Source organism: Cellulophaga baltica, from assembly GCF_900102165.1.
In the GTDB taxonomy this organism is placed as follows: Bacteria; Bacteroidota; Bacteroidia; order Flavobacteriales; family Flavobacteriaceae; genus Cellulophaga; species Cellulophaga baltica.
In genome coordinates this window covers 257441-274721 of sequence record NZ_FNBD01000006.1, presented here as the reverse complement: position 1 = coordinate 274721, position 17281 = coordinate 257441, and the positions used below count along the sequence as shown (strand labels likewise).

General features: G+C 36.0%; 18 protein-coding genes. 3 read left to right on the top strand and 15 right to left on the bottom strand.

Translation table 11 applies throughout. The annotated features are described in order from the left end of the window. Positions 1-72: 72 nt before the first annotated feature. The 5 genes from BLQ19_RS12360 to BLQ19_RS12340 form a co-directional block, all read right to left on the bottom strand. Positions 73-549 carry a nucleoside deaminase gene (locus tag BLQ19_RS12360; RefSeq protein WP_024480968.1) on the bottom strand — a complete coding sequence of 159 codons (477 nt, stop codon included), beginning with the start codon at positions 547-549 and terminating at the stop codon, positions 73-75. A gap of 90 nt (positions 550-639) precedes the next feature. After that, positions 640-1764: a glycerate kinase gene (locus tag BLQ19_RS12355; RefSeq protein WP_074538550.1), complete on the bottom strand. Its 1125-nt coding sequence runs from the start codon at positions 1762-1764 to the stop codon at positions 640-642. A gap of 12 nt (positions 1765-1776) precedes the next feature. Continuing rightward, positions 1777-3381, bottom strand: a complete 1605-nt coding sequence (locus tag BLQ19_RS12350; protein WP_074538549.1) for a sodium:solute symporter family protein — start codon at positions 3379-3381, stop codon at positions 1777-1779. 18 nt (positions 3382-3399) lie between these two features. After that, positions 3400-4704 (bottom strand): MGH1-like glycoside hydrolase domain-containing protein, encoded by a 1305-nt coding sequence (locus tag BLQ19_RS12345; protein ID WP_074538548.1) that lies wholly within the window; start codon positions 4702-4704, stop codon positions 3400-3402. Positions 4705-4772: 68 nt separating this feature from the next. Next, on the bottom strand, positions 4773-7367 hold the full coding sequence (locus BLQ19_RS12340; protein WP_074538547.1) for a TonB-dependent receptor: 2595 nt from the start codon (positions 7365-7367) through the stop codon (positions 4773-4775). A gap of 186 nt (positions 7368-7553) precedes the next feature. On the opposite strand from BLQ19_RS12340, the gene BLQ19_RS12335 reads away from it, so the two are divergent. Beyond that, positions 7554-8582, top strand: a complete 1029-nt coding sequence (locus tag BLQ19_RS12335) for a LacI family DNA-binding transcriptional regulator (RefSeq protein WP_074538546.1) — start codon at positions 7554-7556, stop codon at positions 8580-8582. Here BLQ19_RS12335 and BLQ19_RS12330 read toward each other — a convergent pair. Continuing rightward, positions 8579-9142, bottom strand: coding sequence for a DUF4251 domain-containing protein (locus tag BLQ19_RS12330; RefSeq protein WP_074538545.1), 564 nt, complete (start codon positions 9140-9142; stop codon positions 8579-8581). The genes BLQ19_RS12335 and BLQ19_RS12330 overlap by 4 nt on opposite strands. A 7-nt stretch (positions 9143-9149) precedes the next feature. Continuing rightward, positions 9150-9491 (bottom strand): hypothetical protein, encoded by a 342-nt coding sequence (locus BLQ19_RS12325; protein WP_024480961.1) that lies wholly within the window; start codon positions 9489-9491, stop codon positions 9150-9152. Between the two features lie 162 nt (positions 9492-9653). Between BLQ19_RS12325 and hpf the strand changes: the two genes are divergently transcribed. Next, entirely contained in the window at positions 9654-9959 is a 306-nt protein-coding gene (hpf, locus tag BLQ19_RS12320; RefSeq protein ID WP_024480960.1) for a ribosome hibernation-promoting factor, HPF/YfiA family, read from the top strand. Between the two features lie 79 nt (positions 9960-10038). Here the strand turns inward: hpf and BLQ19_RS12315 are convergent, their stop codons facing one another. After that, positions 10039-10362: a hypothetical protein gene (locus BLQ19_RS12315; RefSeq protein ID WP_139150255.1), complete on the bottom strand. Its 324-nt coding sequence runs from the start codon at positions 10360-10362 to the stop codon at positions 10039-10041. Positions 10363-10586: 224 nt separating this feature from the next. On the opposite strand from BLQ19_RS12315, the gene BLQ19_RS12310 reads away from it, so the two are divergent. Continuing rightward, positions 10587-11534, top strand: a complete 948-nt coding sequence (locus BLQ19_RS12310) for a TerC family protein (protein ID WP_074538543.1) — start codon at positions 10587-10589, stop codon at positions 11532-11534. Position 11535: 1 nt separating this feature from the next. Here the strand turns inward: BLQ19_RS12310 and BLQ19_RS12305 are convergent, their stop codons facing one another. Genes BLQ19_RS12305 through BLQ19_RS12275 form a run of 7 tightly spaced genes read right to left on the bottom strand, consistent with a single transcriptional unit; the run spans position 11536 to position 17256 of the window. After that, the gene (locus tag BLQ19_RS12305) at positions 11536-11790 is read right to left on the bottom strand and encodes an acyl carrier protein (protein WP_025615279.1); all 255 of its coding nucleotides are present in this window, start codon (positions 11788-11790) and stop codon (positions 11536-11538) included. Positions 11791-11816: 26 nt separating this feature from the next. Beyond that, complete coding sequence (locus tag BLQ19_RS12300; RefSeq protein ID WP_074538542.1) at positions 11817-13091, bottom strand: beta-ketoacyl-[acyl-carrier-protein] synthase family protein; 1275 nt, start codon at positions 13089-13091, stop codon at positions 11817-11819. Further along, complete coding sequence (locus BLQ19_RS12295; protein WP_074538541.1) at positions 13084-13536, bottom strand: 3-hydroxyacyl-ACP dehydratase FabZ family protein; 453 nt, start codon at positions 13534-13536, stop codon at positions 13084-13086. The genes BLQ19_RS12300 and BLQ19_RS12295 overlap by 8 nt, the downstream gene beginning before the upstream one ends. A 2-nt stretch (positions 13537-13538) precedes the next feature. Beyond that, positions 13539-14327 (bottom strand): SDR family oxidoreductase, encoded by a 789-nt coding sequence (locus tag BLQ19_RS12290; protein ID WP_074538540.1) that lies wholly within the window; start codon positions 14325-14327, stop codon positions 13539-13541. 1 nt (position 14328) lies between these two features. Next, positions 14329-15384, bottom strand: a complete 1056-nt coding sequence (locus tag BLQ19_RS12285; protein ID WP_074538539.1) for a type III polyketide synthase — start codon at positions 15382-15384, stop codon at positions 14329-14331. Positions 15385-15415: 31 nt separating this feature from the next. After that, positions 15416-16141 (bottom strand): methyltransferase domain-containing protein, encoded by a 726-nt coding sequence (locus BLQ19_RS12280; protein ID WP_074538538.1) that lies wholly within the window; start codon positions 16139-16141, stop codon positions 15416-15418. After that, positions 16135-17256, bottom strand: coding sequence for an NAD(P)/FAD-dependent oxidoreductase (locus BLQ19_RS12275; protein WP_074538537.1), 1122 nt, complete (start codon positions 17254-17256; stop codon positions 16135-16137). The genes BLQ19_RS12280 and BLQ19_RS12275 overlap by 7 nt, the downstream gene beginning before the upstream one ends. Positions 17257-17281 lie beyond the last annotated feature (25 nt).

Here is a 17281-nt window from a genome sequence, read left to right as displayed (position 1 = left end):
TACTCAATACTCAATACTCAATACTCAATACTCAATACTCAATACTCAATACTTTGTACTTAATACTACAAACTAGTATTCTTTTTTATCTTGCTTACTATCCCAAGCATTAAACACTTCTAAAGCGTCTTTACGTGCTAGTTGTACAAACTTAATTTGACGTCCGTCAATATCTTTATCAATCTCATCATAAATAAACTGATCATCAAACTGAATGGCAGCAGCATCTTCACGGCTACACCCAAAATAAACCATTTTTGGTCGGGTCCAGTAAATAGCGCCTAAGCACATTGGGCAGGGCTCACAAGATGTATAAATAGTACAATCTGTTAATTCAAAATTATTTAGTTTTTTACACGCTTCACGAATGGCCACTACCTCAGCATGTGCTGTAGGATCATTGGTAGAAGTAACTCTGTTATAACCTTCGGCGATAATTTCATCGTCTTTTACAACCACGGCTCCAAAAGGTCCGCCAGCATTAGCATTCATACCTTCTGCGGCAAGTGCTATCGCTCTTTTCATGAAAAACTCATCTCTTTCTGTCATGCTTCTTTTCAATTTTAAAATGCGGGCAAAATTCGGCAATATTTATAGAAATCCGAATAATAAACCCACATTTCTGAACAAAACATTATTTTAAGCGATACAACGGGCGAAATTATAGGCCGCAAAAACCAAGTTATCAGCACTCGTGGCCATAGCTTCTTCTATCGTTGTAATTTCTTTTAAGATAGAGGTGGTATGCGTGATGCCCAATGCTTCTTGAGCTTCTATGGATAAATCCACGACTCCGCATAAGGCCGCAACTTTTATTTTTTCTTTATGTGCCGCCGTCAATACCCCTTGGATCGTTTTTCCGGATAAGGATTGAGCATCTAGTTTTCCTTCGCCTGTAATAATCCAATCTGCGCCTTGAATACGGGCATCAAAATTAGCAAGTTCTTTGAGTAGTTCTATGCCTGAAGCAAGGGTGCCCTTTAAAAATATAGATACCCCTACTCCCATGCCTCCTGCTGCACCACCGCCTACAATTTGCTGTACATCTGTGCCGTACATTGTATTGAGCACCCGCGAAAATTGCTGCAAGCCTACATCGAGCTCCTTTATTTGAGCTTCATTTGCTCCTTTTTGGGCTCCATAAATATAGGCAGCACCATTTTTTCCATATAAAGGGTTGGTCACATCACAGGCCACTTGTACCTTTAATTTCTGTAACTTTTTAGAGACTTTGTTTGCGGCAATATGGTGAACCTTTATCAAATTACTACCAATAGGTTGTAACGCTTGATTGTTAACATCAAAAAACTCATAACCTAATGCGGCGGCCATTCCCATTCCAGCATCATTAGTAGCGCTACCTCCTATACCTAAAATTAGATGTTCTGCACCCCGCTCTAAACAATCGGCAATAAGTTCTCCAGTGCCATACGTACTTGTAATCATGCAATTGTATGCACTAGGTGCTAAAAGTTTTAATCCCGAGGCTTCTGCCATTTCTATATAGGCAGTTTTAGTGGCACTAGAATATAAGTACGAAGCTTCTACTTTTTCAAATAACGGGTTGTTTACGCTTACCGTAACCATAGTGCCCTGAATGTAATTTTTAATTACCTCCACAGTACCATCGCCACCATCCGCCAACGGAATTTTTACAATATCCGCTTGCGGGAATACTTTTAGGAGTCCTTCTTCTACCGCATCACAAAATTCAATTCCACTTAGCGAACCTTTAAATTTATCGGGAGCAATCACAAATTTCATAGTTGCGTTTTTTTAACTTAATATACTTGGTAGTAAGGTACTTATGGTTACAATAATTCCGAAATACACTACTAAAATAGCCAGTTCTTTTCTACTAGGATTGTAGACCACCTCTAAACCTTCTTTCGCTTTTGCTTTTACAATATAGCTTACGCCTATTACAACAATAATGGTGACCAAGCATCCTAAAGCATTCCACCAGAACCAAAATATTTGGGGTACATAAAGCCATAGATACATATTAAATAATACCCCTGCTATAATCCCCACATTGGCCCCAAAGGCATGGGTTTTTTTGGTAGCAATTGCTAATATGAATACTGCAAGTATAGGACCATAGAAAACAGAGCTAATTTTATTGATCACCTCAATAACGGTACCTTCTATATTTCCTGCAAAAAAGGCAAAGAACAAACATACTAGTCCCCAGAATATAGAAAGATATCTAGAATAGCTGATGTATTGTTTATCTTGCATATTGGGCTTAAAACGCTTTACAATATCTTCCATAGTTACTGCCGAAAGCGAGTTTACGGTAGAACTTAAACTAGACATTGCGGCAGACATAATAGCTACAATTAGAATACCAATAACACCATTAGGTAAATATTTTATAATAAATACCGGTACCATTAAATCGGCTTTTTTACCTTCTAAGGAACTAAAATTACTAGTATAAACAGTGTCTATCAATTCTTGGTAGCTACTATCTTGCATTAAGAGTGTTCCCAAAACCAAGCCCATAATACAATAGGTTAAGGTGAAAGGGAAACGTAGTAATCCGTTAGCTAAAAGTAATTTTTTTAGCGAGGGCATATCTTTAGAGGACAGTAAACGTTGTGATTGTGTTTGGTCTGTTCCGTAATAGGATGCGTATAAAAAGAAGCCCCCTAGCACCATAGGCCAAAAACCAAATTCATCATTTCCATCGGCATTATTAAAACCCCATTTACTAAAATCGACCGCCTTTACACGATCTGGATCTACATGGGTTAAGAAATTATCAATGCCTCCCAATTCACTAAAGCCGTATACTAAACATATAATGATACCAAAAAAGAGAATGGTCATTTGTATTACATCACCCCAAATAACCGCTTTCATACCCCCTTGAAAAGAATAGATCATGGTAATTACTCCAATAAGTAACACTGAAACAACAAAGTCTAACTGAATAGTAGCTTGAAGGATTAGTGCCATGGCATACACCATAACTCCGGTGGCAACAGACCTACTAATTTGAAATACAATACTAATTAATAACCGGGAAGAAGAATCAAATCGTTTTTCTAGGTATTCATAGACACTAACAATTCCAGATTTATATAAAGTAGGCAAAAGTACAATGAGTAAAAAAGCCATGGCCAATGGCACCCCAAATTCATAGGTAAGCCATTGCATACCTCCACCATCTTTTAAGCCTACAAATGCGGGGGCAGATATAAAGCTAATGGCAGATAATTGCGTGGCCATGGTAGACAAACTCAACGGAAACCAACCCATAGACTTACCGCCTAAAAAGTAATCTCCTGATGTTTTATTTTCTTTAAAAAAGAAGCCCATAGCTAAAAACGCTAGGAGATATACTATGATGATGATATAATCTAGATAGTTCATAATGGCTTGGTTTTGTGGTTATTTAAGCAAATCTATAAGCAGAGCAGCACTCCATGAGAAGTTATTACCACCATATCCTACATTTTCTGTTTCATTTACTTTTTTGATAGGATTAAAATACTCAAAAAAGCCGTTCTTTTCTATGAGAGCGATAGAATCTTCTTTAACACGTTGCGCCACATCATTAAAGCCATAACGCTTTAATCCGTTGTGAAGAATCCAATTCATATTGATCCATACAGGCCCTCTCCAGTATTTTTTAGGATCAAAACGATCGCTGTTCGGATCAAAAGAAGCACATAAGTATAGCTCTTCACCACCAAATTTACCCATCATCGTTTGTAGCAATAAATCTGCCCTTTCCTGACTAGGTATTCCCGCATACAAAGCAGAAAATGACGAGGAGGTTACAAAACGAATAGGAGCATCTTTTCTTAAATCATAATGCACGTAGGCATTCAATGTATCATCCCAAAGTTTATCATTAAACCCTTTGATACTCTTTTTTTGCCATGCTTCTAATTGCGCTACTTTACCAGTATTACCTAACAAACGGTATAAATTGATCAGTGATTCGTTAGATTTTATCAACATTGCATTGAATAAAGGATCCAAAACAAGGAAAGGTGAATGTGCAGCAATCTTAGCATCGTTATAGTTGTGCTCTTTAGCAATTTCTATAATATTCAAATAATGATCGTACTCCCGTTTAGTGGGGCGTTGTGATGCATCTACATGGGTTGTATCTCGGCGCTCAAAAGTATAATCTGGCGGATTCATAGTTTTCCAAATATCATCCCAAATAGGAGAGTTATCGGTACCAGATTCCCAGTTATGATAGATGAATGCTAAACCTTCATTATTCACATCTCTATGGGTATAGAAATACGCATGATTGTCATATACCTTATCTATTTGCGTAGCAATATACTTTAAGAGATTTTCTTTGTCTTCTGCAATACGATACATTTCTTCAAGGACAAAACCTGTGACCGGTGGTTGTGTCATTCCAGTAGATTTGTATTTTTTGGAAGCAAGTGGACTCAAATCTGAACGGTGAACATCGGCACCTGGGAAATAGGTATCACTCTCATTATGAAAAACGATATGAGGTATAAATCCATTTTCCCATTGCGCATCTAATAAGGTCGCAATTTCAGTTTTTGCTTTTTCCATATCATAATGTGCCTGTCCAATGGCAATGAAACCACTATCCCATTTCCACTGGAAAGGATATAAACCTTTACAAGGAATAGTAAAACCACCTTCTTGGAAATTATCGTTTAGAATGTCAATTGCTTGTTTGATTAATTGTTCTTTCATAAATACATAGAATTAAAACACATTGGAAGCTCTCAGGAACCAATGTGTTTCTTAATATAAAACTCAACTTAAAAATTAAATGTCGCGTTTAAGAATACACGTGTTGGTAGAATTGGTCTACCTACGAAGAAAGCTTCTTCTGTTTGTGTATTATTAAGACGTGGAGAACCTTCTGTAATTCCTTCAGAATTTAAAAGGTTGTATACTTGTGCACCCAGTCTAACGGTACCACCATCTTCACCAGTTTTAAAGGTGTAGCCTAGGTTTAAATTCGTAATGCCAATAGCATCTAACTCAATAGAATTAGAATCATTCGTATATTTTTTACCCGTATAATTATAGTTAACACCAGCATCAAACGTAGCATTGTCATAGTCTACACCAATAGCATTGATGAAATTTGGTTGTCTAGAAATCTTATTTCCTTCAAACTCAGGATTAGAAGTAGATTTAGTAATCTCATGACTTTGCACGGTTAAAGATCCGTTTAAGCTAAAATCTTGAACAAACCTCCAGTTATAGGTACCTTCAAAACCAAAGGTCTTGGTATCTTGCGTATCTACATCTTCTATAAAACCACCTCCTGGAGCATTGATAAAGTTTACTACTCTACGATCATTTAGGTTTATAGCATATAAAGCACCTGTACCAGAGAAGTTGTTTTTTCCGTACTTCACCCCTAATTCTCCTTGAACAATTTTCTCTGTATCATAGCTACTAGGATTCCCGAAGCCGTCAAATTTTGTTCCTCTTAATTCCGGAAAGAAATAGCCTCTAGAAAAGTTACCATAGGCACTCAAGGCATCACTTACTTTATACAAACCAGCTAAGGCTACGGCAAAATCATCTGCAGAAACATGCCCTCTTGTCCAGCTACCATTACCCCACGTAACATTGTCTAAATTAGCTATTCCGGTATTATCTACTAGGTAAGAAGTAGACCCTTCATTTTCAATAGTCCCTGAAGCACGTTCGTAACGTACACCAAAATCTAAATTCCAACGGTCTAATTTAATTTCATCCGTTAAGAACAAGGCAATTTTATTACTAGAAATATTTCTATTGGTATAGGCAGTACCTCTATTGGTTACCCCATTAATAGAATATCCAGACAGCTCTACTAAATCTGGTCTGTTATTGTATTCCCCTAAATAATTAGTAATTACATTAAAATCTCCTGCCGTAGATCTAGAAATAAAAGTACCTACGGTGATGGTATGATCGCCCGCCGTTCTTGTTAATTTAATATCTGCCATAGTTTCCGATAAAGGCCTGCTTCTATCCAAGATTCTATTTTCAAATAATAACGCATCTGCAGCTAAGGGCTGTCCGTTTAAATAGGTAAAATCTCCACCGGTTAAACCTCTTGCCGCTAAATATTCTGCTTGAGTTTCTACGACATTGGCACCACTAACACCACTACCATCTAAAAATAAATTAAATTGGTGTGCATATTTAGAGTAACGCAGTTTCGCATCCATCTTTAAATTGTCTGAAAAGTTGTGCTTAAATTGCGTTAAGAAAAATCCGCCTTTCGTAGCTACACCTTCTTCTATAGGAGACTCATACACCCCATCAGGAGTTAAGTATGAAATGTTGGCAGCAGCTGCTGTCTGTAACGTGTAAATGGTGTTCCCATCATTCCCTGTAGGACGATCACGAGAACCTCCTTCTAAAGGATAAGGTAAAAAGAACTGTACTTTATCATCTATATATTGTCCTGAAAAGGTAATAGATCCGTTTTTAGTAACTTGTTTAAGATTACCTCTTAATTGAAAACCTTCTGTAGGTAATCCTGTTTTAATAGGTCCATCATCATACCTGTAAAAACCAGAAAGCGCATAGAACGTATTAGAATCTTCGCCACCTAAAGGTCCGCTAGTCACAAAATCTGCCTTGTAACGAGAGTTTGTCGCTACTTCTGTACGGATGGTTGTTTTTTGATCCACGCCTCCTGTGATGCTGTTATAATTAATAATACCCGCAACAGAACCTACTCCATATAAGATAGAAGATCCACCACGTACAAATTCTAAATTTTTAATTCCGATATCATTCCTGAAATACACATCATGTGCAGAAGAATTAAGTCCGAATGTACTTAATACCGGCATACCATCAATTTGTAATGGTGTATACTGGTATTGACCTCCAGACGGTAATCCTCTTACAAAAACGTTAGAGGCAACTTCTCCCCCACCACCTTCAGCAGTAATTCCGGGTACACTAATTAAAATATCTGCTTGGCTACTTGTATTTGCTTTAGCTAATTGTTTTGCTCCTAAAGAGGTAATTGATAAAGGAGATTCCTTTTGTGATCTTGTTGTAGAGGTAGCGGTTAGTAAAATCTCATCTAGTTGCTCCCCACTCTCCATCATAACGATGTTTACTTGTACGGTACCGCCACTTAGATTAGCTTGTTTTTCCACAGCGCCGTATCCAATATAGGTAACACGAATAGTTTGTGAGCCGATTAGATCCGAACTTAAACTATAATTTCCGTCAAAATCGGAAATAGTTCCTGCAGTAGTACCTTTAATAATAATGTTGGCTCCTGCAACAGGTATTCCGGAATCATCTGTAACCACACCCATAATTTCAGTTTGTGCGTTTACGGTAGAAAATCCAAGAATGCAAACGAATGCAAAAATTAAATTCTTCATAATTTGTCGTTTAGTTAATAAAAGTTTTTGAGTTAATTGTTTAAATACAGGATGAATTTATATGAATATAATATTCAAAGACCCAAAATTTTACTATTTTCTTATGCAAACGTTTGCGGTAACGATTGCAAAATGTTAAATTTACTTTTTACTATATTTTTTTGGACGTTTTAACGCTACACACTAATGGAAAAGAAAACAACAGTTACTTTAAAAAACCTAGCATTACGACTAAACCTCTCGGTATCAACAGTATCTAGAGCTTTAAATAATCATCCTGATATAAGTGCACATACCATTCAAAGAGTTAAAGAGTTAGCAGAAAAGTTAAATTATGTTCCCAATTTATTTGCTAAAGGCTTCCGTTCGCATAGAACACATATTCTAGGCGTCATTGTGCCCAATATCTCTCACCTATTTACCTCTACCTTATTAAAAGGTATTTTAGTAGAGGCGGAACAAAATGGATATCGGGTGATTATTTCTGAATCTAACAACGAAGAAAATAAGCAAACAGAGATGTTACAAACTATGATGCAATTTGGGGCAGATGGGATCCTTTTGTCTTTAGCCAAGAAAACAAAATCTATTCATCAGGTCTTAGAAACCTTGCAACGTATTCCTTTAGTACTATTTGATAAAGTGTCGGAAAAAGTTCCGTGTACCCAAATTGTTATTAATGAAGAAGAAGCCGCATTTAATGCTGTAGAACACTTGATAGGTTTGGGAAAAAAGAGAATTGCAATCTTAAAAGAAACAGAGAATTCTTTTAATTCTGAAAAACGATTTCAGGGATACAAAAGGGCCTTGAAAACCTATAATATTCCTTTAGACTTAAAATTAGTGCAGAGTACAGAAGATATATCTTTAAATAACGGAAAACGCTTAACTAATGTATTATTGAGCCAGAAAGTACGGCCTGATGCTATTTTTGCCATCACAGACAATGCAGCGATAGGCGCTATTAAAGCATTGAATAAATTTAATGTTAGAATTCCGGAAGATATTGCTGTGGTAGGCTTTAGTAATTCTATTAATTCCACCATTATTCAGCCAGAATTATCTACAGTAGATCAGCCCGGAGAGCGTATTGGTAGAATTGCTGCAAAGTCGCTAATTGATGAAATTAACCATCCTAATAAAGAGTTGATATCTAAAACAATAGAAATTAAAACTAATTTAATTGTTCGTGATTCTTCCTTTAAAGCTATTTAATTTTCTAAGGGAGGTATTTCTGATATGGTGCCCCTAAAACCTATAGACGTTCTTTGAGAACTAGTAACCATAATTTCACTTGACCAATTAGGAAATAGAAGTATTGTAATACTATAGTGTTCATTGGAATCTCCTGAAATTTTAAACTTGATGGTATGGGTTTGCGTCCTATCATTTTTAACCTGCTCATAAGAAGTAGGAACGGTATTAAATGTGATACCAGTATCATTTGTAGAATAGCCGCCTCCCATTTGACGCTCGCCAAAATAAGGTAAATGCGCTGTTATACTATCGCCTTTAATACTAAGGTAATTTGTATTTCCTATTAAATTAATGTTTCCCGGTGAGTTTCCAGGACCTAGTAAGCCATTGTTTGCTATATAATTCATGCTACTAGTAGCCATAGGAGTGGCCCAATCAGAAGAGATCTGAAAATTCTTTTGTACAACGAGTTGGTCTAGAGCAATACTTTTAGGACTAGCACTGACCAGTTTTTTAGAATTTGAGCATGCCATACTAGAAAGAAAAGCACACAAAATTACCAAGAAGCGTAGAATCATAAATGATTTAATGTTGCTGAGAACTTGTATAATATGCTTGAAATTCTGACTGTAACACCATAAAATCATTTAATTGCACTTTGATTCTATCTACTTGATTTTCTAGTAGTTCCTTTCGTTCCTTTACGGCTTCTATGATTTCTTGATTTTTGTTTTTCAAACGATGCATTTGCTGTTTTAATAAACTTTTTCTTTTAAATAAGTCTTCTGTTTTTGGCTCGCAAGTATAGCTATTGAGCTTAACATCTAACTGATCTAACTCTTTTGAATACCGCTCTAATTTGATAAGATAGCTGCGATTATTGAAGAGATTTTTTTGCTGTGCTGAGTTAATTTTTAAATCTTCCATGTTCCCGTATTTAAATCTGACTATAATGTACGAAAAATACTTCAAAGTAAAAATGATTTAATATGGTATTAATGCATATTTAACAATTACTTTAAAGAAAAAATGTGGTATCTTTAAGTATTAGAAAAGTATAAGTAGAGTATCAATTTAAATTAAATATATATGAATATCAATTTTGAATATAACGACGTAAAAGCAAGTGAAAGGCTTGAAATTTTTGCAGGTAAGAAACTAACAAAGCTTTTTGATAAACATGATAATATAATTCGTGCTGATGTTTTTTTCAAAAAAGAAAATACATCTACTCCTGATACCGGATTAATATGTAATATTAAATTGAGTATTCCTGGACCAGTATTATTTGCAGAATCTAGTAAAGGTAGTTTTGAAGCTTCAATTGCATCTTCTACAGATGAATTAGAACGTCAGCTTCAAAAGAGAAAAGATAAAATGAGTAGAGTAAAATAAACTTTGTTTTCTAAAATAAAGAAAGAGCGCCTTAAAATTGTACAATTTTAAGGCGCTCTTTTTATTAAGAATTTCAAGATTACTGCTCGTCTTCCAACTTCGTGTCTGCCGTAACAATTTCTGAGAGGAATTTGGAAAAATCTTTAGAGAAAACCTTTCTCATTAATCTTCTTCTTTTTCGATCAGAAATTTCTAGAGCATTTACCAAAGCTCTGTTTCGTTTAAATTCTTGACGTTTTGTTTCTTCTGCGCTAGTGTATTCTGGCTCAAACTTAAATATTATAGGTCCCTCGTCTTTTTCTGTAGTAACAGTTGTTTTAACGGGGGATATTTCTTGAGCGACCAGTTGACAAAAGCCTACAGCAAAAAACAGGACAACAGTCCAAATTGCAGGATTCTTCATTTTTATCATATAAATGTTCGGAATAAATATATAAGAAAGATTTGTACGGGTACTAATCCTAAATAAATAATGTAGTTTGTCGATGATAACCTATTTTTTGGCTATAAAACAAAGGAAGCCAATGAACTGCAATACAACGATTATCGATAGAATTAATATTTTTATTATTCAGATAGCTAATATCATCAAATCATTATTACTTTTACTTTTTTAAATAATTTTATATGCTGATTTGGGGATTATTTTTGGTGTTAATTATAATTTTTTTAGCCCTTGATTTGGGTGTTTTTAATAAAGAAGACCATGTTATTAAAACAAAAGAAGCTAGTATCTGGACAGCTGTTTGGGTTACCGTTGCCTTAGCTTTTAGTGGTGTTATTTATTGGTTGTTTTCTTCGGGTTTGATAGAAAACCCAACGGGCCTTACTCCCAAGGGGGCTGTTTTAAAATATATTACAGGTTATTTAATTGAGCTTTCACTAAGTATAGATAACGTATTTGTTATTGCAGTAATTTTTACTTCTTTCAAAATTCCGTTGATATACCAACACCGTGTGTTATTTTGGGGTATTCTTGGCGCTATCGTATTCAGAGCCCTGATGATCCTTTTTGGTGTTGCATTAATTACACGTTTTGATTGGATAATTTATGTGTTTGGAGTATTCTTATTGTATACTGCGTTTAAGATGTTGAAAGGAGATGATGATAATTTTGATCCTAAAAACTCTTTTGTATTTAGACAAATAAAAAAAGTATACCCTATAACGACACAGATTAACGGGCATGACTTTTTTATAAAGAAAATGGGTTTAAATGCCGCTACGCCACTATTTGTAGCGCTTATTGTTATTGAATTAACAGATATATTATTTGCCTTAGACAGTATTCCTGCAATCTTAGCCATTACGGCAGATCCTTTTATTGTATTTACCTCTAATATCTTGGCCATTTTAGGCTTACGTTCTATGTATTTTTTAATTTCTAGAATGTTACAAAAGTTCAGGTTTATCAACTATAGCTTGGTAGTGATCTTAGCCTTTGTAGGGATTAAGATGTTACTGTCTCATCATGTAGAATTTCCAGAGTGGTTATCTTTAGGAGTGATCGCTTTAGCGTTAATTGGAGGTATTGTTGCTTCGCTAGTTATAAAAGAGAAAGAAGAAATTGCATAACTTATTTTGCATCTAATTTATTTTGAATAATCTGTAAAGCATTGTTAACAGTGAGCATCTGATCCATGTCTTCATTTTCTAGCGTAATATCAAAAGCATCTTCAACATCTAGGACAATATCTACGAGGTTGGCAGAATTGATATTTAACTCATTTATAAAATGACTTTCATTGGTGAGCTCCGAAATAGCGACATCTTCCGGGAGGTAAATCGTTATAATTTCTTTTAATTTTTGGTAGCGTTCTTCAGTTTCCATAAGGTATATTTAAAATAGTGATAGGTTTAATTGCTAAATCTTTTAAAAATAGCACAAGCATTAACATCTCCAAAGCCAAAACTTGCTTTTGCTATAATTTCTGGGGAATGCGTAATGGTTTGTAGTGGAATTTTTTGGGGAGCTATTATACTTGTAATTTCAGGATGTAGATCTTCACAATTGATATTTCCAAACACGAGATTTTCTTTAAATTGCATTATACTCGCAACGGCCTCAATACTCCCTGCAGCGGCTAAGCAGTGCCCAAAAATGCCTTTAAAAGAATTGATATAAGGAAAATCACCTCCTTTACGCCCTAAGGCTTTGCTCCAATTTTCTATTTCCAAGGCGTCTTTAGCGGTAGCCGTTAAATGTCCATTGATAACATCAATAGTTGCTGCCTCTATATTAGCATCTTTTATAGCCTCGATAATACAGCGTTGTACGGCTTCACTGTTTGGCGCAGTCATTGTACCTTCGCCTCTTTGTCCGCCACTATTCACCGCACCACCAAGTACTTCTGCATAAATAGGAACACCTCGTTCTAACGCGCTCTCTAAAGATTCTAATACCAATGCCCCCGCCCCACTACCTGCAACAAAACCAGTTGCGGAGGCACTCATAGGTCTGCTGGCTTTGGTAGGATTATCATTATAGGTTCTTGGAAGTATTCGCATGGCATCAAATCCGCCCCAAACATAAGGTCCGCTATCACTGCAACTGCCTGTAAGTATGATCTTTGCTTTGCCTAACTTAATGCGTTCATACGCCATCAAAATACCTTCGGTGCCTGTAGTGCATGCAGAGGAATTGGTCGTAACTTGATTGCCGCAGCCTAAGATACCTCCTAAATAAGCGCTGATGCCGCTAGCCATAGTCTGCATTACTGAGGTACTGCCTAATCGCCTGGTGTTTTTGGCATCAATTAAATGAATGGATTCCCTAAATTGGTCTACACCTAGTATTCCTGTTCCAAAAATAATTCCGTTATCCCAATCCGGAGAAGTATTATTTTCAATAGGCAATTTAGCGTCTTTCCAAGCATCTACACCGGCGATCACTCCATACACAATCCCTGTAGAATTTAAAGCGCGTAATTGTAATGGCGTAAAATACTCCTGTTTGTGGGCATCTGTTACCTGTGGCTTACCTGCAATGTGACAACCGAAGGCTAAATCATCCAATTCTTGTTGGAAACGGATACCACTGATTCCATTTTTTAAGGAATGAGCAAACTCTGAAATGGTTACACCATTTGGAGCGCAAACCCCTAAACCTGTAATGACCACGCGATTATTCATTCGTTTTACTTTTAAGCATTCCTGCAATAGTTCCTTTACATACTAGTTTTCCAGCAGCATTATGCATTTTTACTTTGCATTTCAATTTATGAAATCGAAAGTATATTTTTTCAGAAGTGACATATACTTTTTCATCAGGATACACGGGTAAATAGTATTCCATTTCCGAACTCGTTAAAGCAATTTGTAGCGCTTCATTACTTAAAGTATTACTTGAGGTAACTAGATAAATACCTAAGCATACTAGCCCAATTTGAGCGCAACATTCTGTTAGGAGTACACCCGGAGTTATTGGGTTATCTTTAAAGTGACCTCTGTAAAAATCAGCTTCTTTTTTAAAGGTATAAAATCCTGAGACACCATTCAAATCAACAGCCGTTAAGCCGTCAACAAATAAAAACGGAGGCGTATAAGGCAATTGCGCTATAATAGTTTGGTATTCCATAATTATTGCAAACTTTCTCCCCCATCTACTTTAATCACCGTTCCTGTAATCCATTTTGCTTCCTCCATAGTTAAGAGATAAACTGCATTTGCAACGTCTTCTGGGGTGGTTAATTTTTTGTTTGGATTCCGATGCAAGGCACTTTCTTTTATGCGTTCATATCCAGGGATCATCTTAAGCGATGCTGTTTCTACAATTCCTGCCTGAATACAATTTGCTTTTATCCCAATAGGAGCAAATTCTAAGGCTATATTACGTGTTATGGCTTCTAGCGCTACTTTAGCAACGGAAACTGCCGCATAATTGGGTATGGCTTTGGTGTTGCCCTCACTAGTAAAAGAAACTATCCGAGTATCTGTAGCGAACAACTTATTTTTTACTAAATCTTTGGTCCAGTCGTATAAACTAATCGCCATGGCATCTAGGGTAATCGTGAAATCTTGGTGCTCTAATTCTTTTTCAATTTCGGAATGCATAGGCTTAAGATTTCCTTTGGCGATACTGTGTACCAAAATAGCAATAGACGCTGCGTCTATCCAGGTTTTGATATCTTCAATCACTTCGGTTCTTTTCCTGGGATTTGTACCATCTACATTGTAATTCTTAAGTAGAACTCCATGTTGTCTAATAGCATCAAAATCGGCTGTAATCTGTGCTAAATCGCTCCTTCTGCTGCGATGAACGATAATTAGATTAATATTATGTTGCGCTAGTTTTTTGGCGGTAGCCAGACCTAATCCACTACTTCCGCCAAGGATAACCGCCCATTTATTTTTTGAAATTTCAGTCATATTACCATTCTAATAAAACCCGTTGTGCAGAGAATCCTGGACCAAAACTCAATACCAGTCCTTGTTCTCCTTTAGGGATATCTTTTTCTAAAAAACGCTCTAATACATATAAAACAGTAGCACTACTCATATTTCCATAAAGGCGAAGCACTTCTCGTGTATCGTCAATATTTTTCCCTAGGGCACCAAAAAGCTCTTCTACGGTTTGTACTATTTTGCGTCCACCAGGATGAAAAATCAAATGATCTACTTTTTCAATAGTACTTCCATTCTTTTTCAAAAAAGGATGGACAATATCTTGAAAATGTGCAGCAATAGTAGCAGGTACAGCAGGGTCTAATATCATCTGTAAGCCATTATTCGTTAAATCGAAGCCCATCATATGCGTAGCATCTTTAAAATGATACATTTCATCTCCAATGATTTTAGGCCCTACAGCATTTTCTTCCGAGGATATCAAGACACAAGCGGCACCATCACCAAAAATAGCAGCGCTCACCATATTTGCCATAGAATAATCTTCTAGTTGAAAAGTAGCTGTGGGGCTTTCTACCGCTATAATAGCGACTCTTTTATTTGGATTAGCTTTTAAAAAGTTGGTGGCGTAAATAAGTCCTGAAACACCTGCAGCACAACCCATTTCGGTAACGGGAAGGCGCACAATATCCTGTCTTAAATTTAAATCATTGATCAAATAGGCATCTAAAGAGGGAATCATAATGCCTGTACAGCTTACGGTGATGATATAATCCAAAGAATCTGGTTCCCAATGGGATTTTTGTAAAGCTTTTTGCAATACCTGCTTCCCTAATTTTTTTACTTCCCTAACGTAGATCTTATTTTTATCTTCAAAAGAAGTAGATGCAAATACCTCTTCTGGCGCCATAATACTGTAACGTTTATCAACAGCAGCCCCTTTAAAAATCTTTACCACCTTACGCTGAAAACGCTCTTCTTGGCCAGCAAGCCATACTTCAACTAAAGGCAAAATATCAGCAGTCGTTCTACTGTATTCAGGTAGTTGTTTTGCAACGGATATTATTCTAACATCATTCATGTGTTTCTTTATCTAACTTAAATTATGCGAACTATATCTTTACTTTTTTTATTGGTTTCATCACCCATAAGTACCGAAAGGCCCATTTCCATTGAATGTCATGAGAAACCTTGGGCAGGTTTTTTGCGTATGATTCCAATTCCTTTTTGATAAAAGCTCTTCGTATGGAAATCAATCCATCAATTTTTGCAATTCTTGTTTTTATAAAAATAGCACTAAACAGGTGAAATAGATAGTACGCCCAGCTACTTCTTTGTAAATCATTAATAACAACCCCTATCTGGGCCAGTTTTGTAAATTTCTTTAGGAAGATTAGCACTTGATCGTCTGTAAAATGGTGCATGGTTAAGGTGTTTATTAATATGTCACATTCCAATTCGTGTTCTTGAACAGTCAAAATATCCTGATAAAGGAAGCTAATTTCTGGAAATTCTTTAGCGTTTTTACGGGCAATTTCAAGAGCGATTTTATTTAGATCGATGCCTATAAACGAAGCCTTTACGTTGCGTTTCCTAAAATATAATGCCACTTCTTTGAGCATGTTTCCATCCCCGCAACCCATGTCTACAATAGTATAATGTTCCTTTTTATCACCGTCCATCAATTGTTGGATAGCATGGATAGTGATGTTATTACCACCCAACAGGTTATTGACGCTATTTATATCTTGAAAAACAAGTTCTAAGGATGCTATAGGTTCATTAAAACTGTCCATCAACTCTGGTTGGTTGCTTCTTTTTGATAGGTTAATTAACATGCGATTGGTTTTCCATGGGTTCGTTTGATAAGTAATTGCAAGATTCTGGGCGACCTTGCTACAATTTTCATAGTGATATTTGATACCCGATCATGGAGCAAAAGCCACTGTAATTTTCGTCCCATCCAAAGACGATGTTTAAAAGCTTTATTCCATTGTTTTTTATAGGTAACTTCTAATAGTTTTCTATTGGGTGATGGGGCGTTTAGATAGACCGTTAGTAATTCACTTGCAATCTTTGCGCTATGAATAGCCATAGCCATTCCATTGCCACAAAGTGGATGGATAAGTCCAGCCGAATCACCACACATCAACAGGTGATTTTCTACGGCTTCTTTCTTTTCAAAAGATATTTGCGCAATACTTAACGGTTGATCAAAAATAGTTGTAGCATCTTTTAGAAAGGCCTGTAAAAACGGATTTTCAGAAATCACTTTAGAGTTAAAGCTATGGATGTCTTTTTCTTTTTTAAAACTCTTGTAGTTAGCTAAATAGCAAAAATTAATAGCTCCTGTTTCTGTTTTTGATAATCCCCCATATCCTCCTTTAAAATTATGTAATGCAACCAAGTTATCTGGGAAATCAGGCAATTCATAGTGTGCTTTTACACCCAGCCAAGAAGATTTTTTATCCATAAAACTTCGTTGCAAATGCTTGTCCATATTAGAGCGTTTTCCAAAGGCACCAAGCGCTGTTTTAGCTGTAAATTTTTTACCAGAATCAGTTTCAATATAAAAAATATCGCTCTTAAGAATAGCGGAGTTCACCCCTTCAAAAACAAAAGTAATTTCTAATTCTAGAGCTTTAGTATATAAGGTATAATCTAAGGCATACCTGCTTATTCCTATACCTCCTAAGGGTAATTTGGTGGTAAGCGTATTTCCTTGAATGGTAGAAAATTGAAGGGTGTTTATTGCGACAGCTTCTGATAAAGAGATGCCTAGTTTATTTAAATAGGGTACAATTTCATTGGAAACATATTCTCCGCATACCTTATGACGTGGATATTTTTGTTTTTCAAAAACAAGTACACGATGGTTGCTTTGTGTTAAATGAATTGCAGCCGTTAGTCCGGCTAAACCACCTCCGATAATTATAGTATCATACGTATTCACAATAGTGAAGATACCTATTTAAACT

Coding starts and splice junctions, on each gene's coding strand:
- BLQ19_RS12285 (WP_074538539.1), bottom strand. CDS start 15,384: ATGAATGATGTTAGAATAATATCCGTTGCAAAACAACTACCTGAATAC.
- BLQ19_RS12290 (WP_074538540.1), bottom strand. CDS start 14,327: ATGACTGAAATTTCAAAAAATAAATGGGCGGTTATCCTTGGCGGAAGT.
- BLQ19_RS12280 (WP_074538538.1), bottom strand. CDS start 16,141: ATGTTAATTAACCTATCAAAAAGAAGCAACCAACCAGAGTTGATGGAC.
- BLQ19_RS12345 (WP_074538548.1), bottom strand. CDS start 4,704: ATGAAAGAACAATTAATCAAACAAGCAATTGACATTCTAAACGATAAT.
- BLQ19_RS12295 (WP_074538541.1), bottom strand. CDS start 13,536: ATGGAATACCAAACTATTATAGCGCAATTGCCTTATACGCCTCCGTTT.
- BLQ19_RS12330 (WP_074538545.1), bottom strand. CDS start 9,142: ATGATTCTACGCTTCTTGGTAATTTTGTGTGCTTTTCTTTCTAGTATG.
- BLQ19_RS12305 (WP_025615279.1), bottom strand. CDS start 11,790: ATGGAAACTGAAGAACGCTACCAAAAATTAAAAGAAATTATAACGATT.
- BLQ19_RS12355 (WP_074538550.1), bottom strand. CDS start 1,764: ATGAAATTTGTGATTGCTCCCGATAAATTTAAAGGTTCGCTAAGTGGA.
- BLQ19_RS12335 (WP_074538546.1), top strand. CDS start 7,554: ATGGAAAAGAAAACAACAGTTACTTTAAAAAACCTAGCATTACGACTA.
- BLQ19_RS12325 (WP_024480961.1), bottom strand. CDS start 9,491: ATGGAAGATTTAAAAATTAACTCAGCACAGCAAAAAAATCTCTTCAAT.
- hpf (WP_024480960.1), top strand. CDS start 9,654: ATGAATATCAATTTTGAATATAACGACGTAAAAGCAAGTGAAAGGCTT.
- BLQ19_RS12340 (WP_074538547.1), bottom strand. CDS start 7,367: ATGAAGAATTTAATTTTTGCATTCGTTTGCATTCTTGGATTTTCTACC.
- BLQ19_RS12315 (WP_139150255.1), bottom strand. CDS start 10,362: ATGAAGAATCCTGCAATTTGGACTGTTGTCCTGTTTTTTGCTGTAGGC.
- BLQ19_RS12360 (WP_024480968.1), bottom strand. CDS start 549: ATGACAGAAAGAGATGAGTTTTTCATGAAAAGAGCGATAGCACTTGCC.
- BLQ19_RS12310 (WP_074538543.1), top strand. CDS start 10,587: ATGCTGATTTGGGGATTATTTTTGGTGTTAATTATAATTTTTTTAGCC.
- BLQ19_RS12350 (WP_074538549.1), bottom strand. CDS start 3,381: ATGAACTATCTAGATTATATCATCATCATAGTATATCTCCTAGCGTTT.
- BLQ19_RS12300 (WP_074538542.1), bottom strand. CDS start 13,091: ATGAATAATCGCGTGGTCATTACAGGTTTAGGGGTTTGCGCTCCAAAT.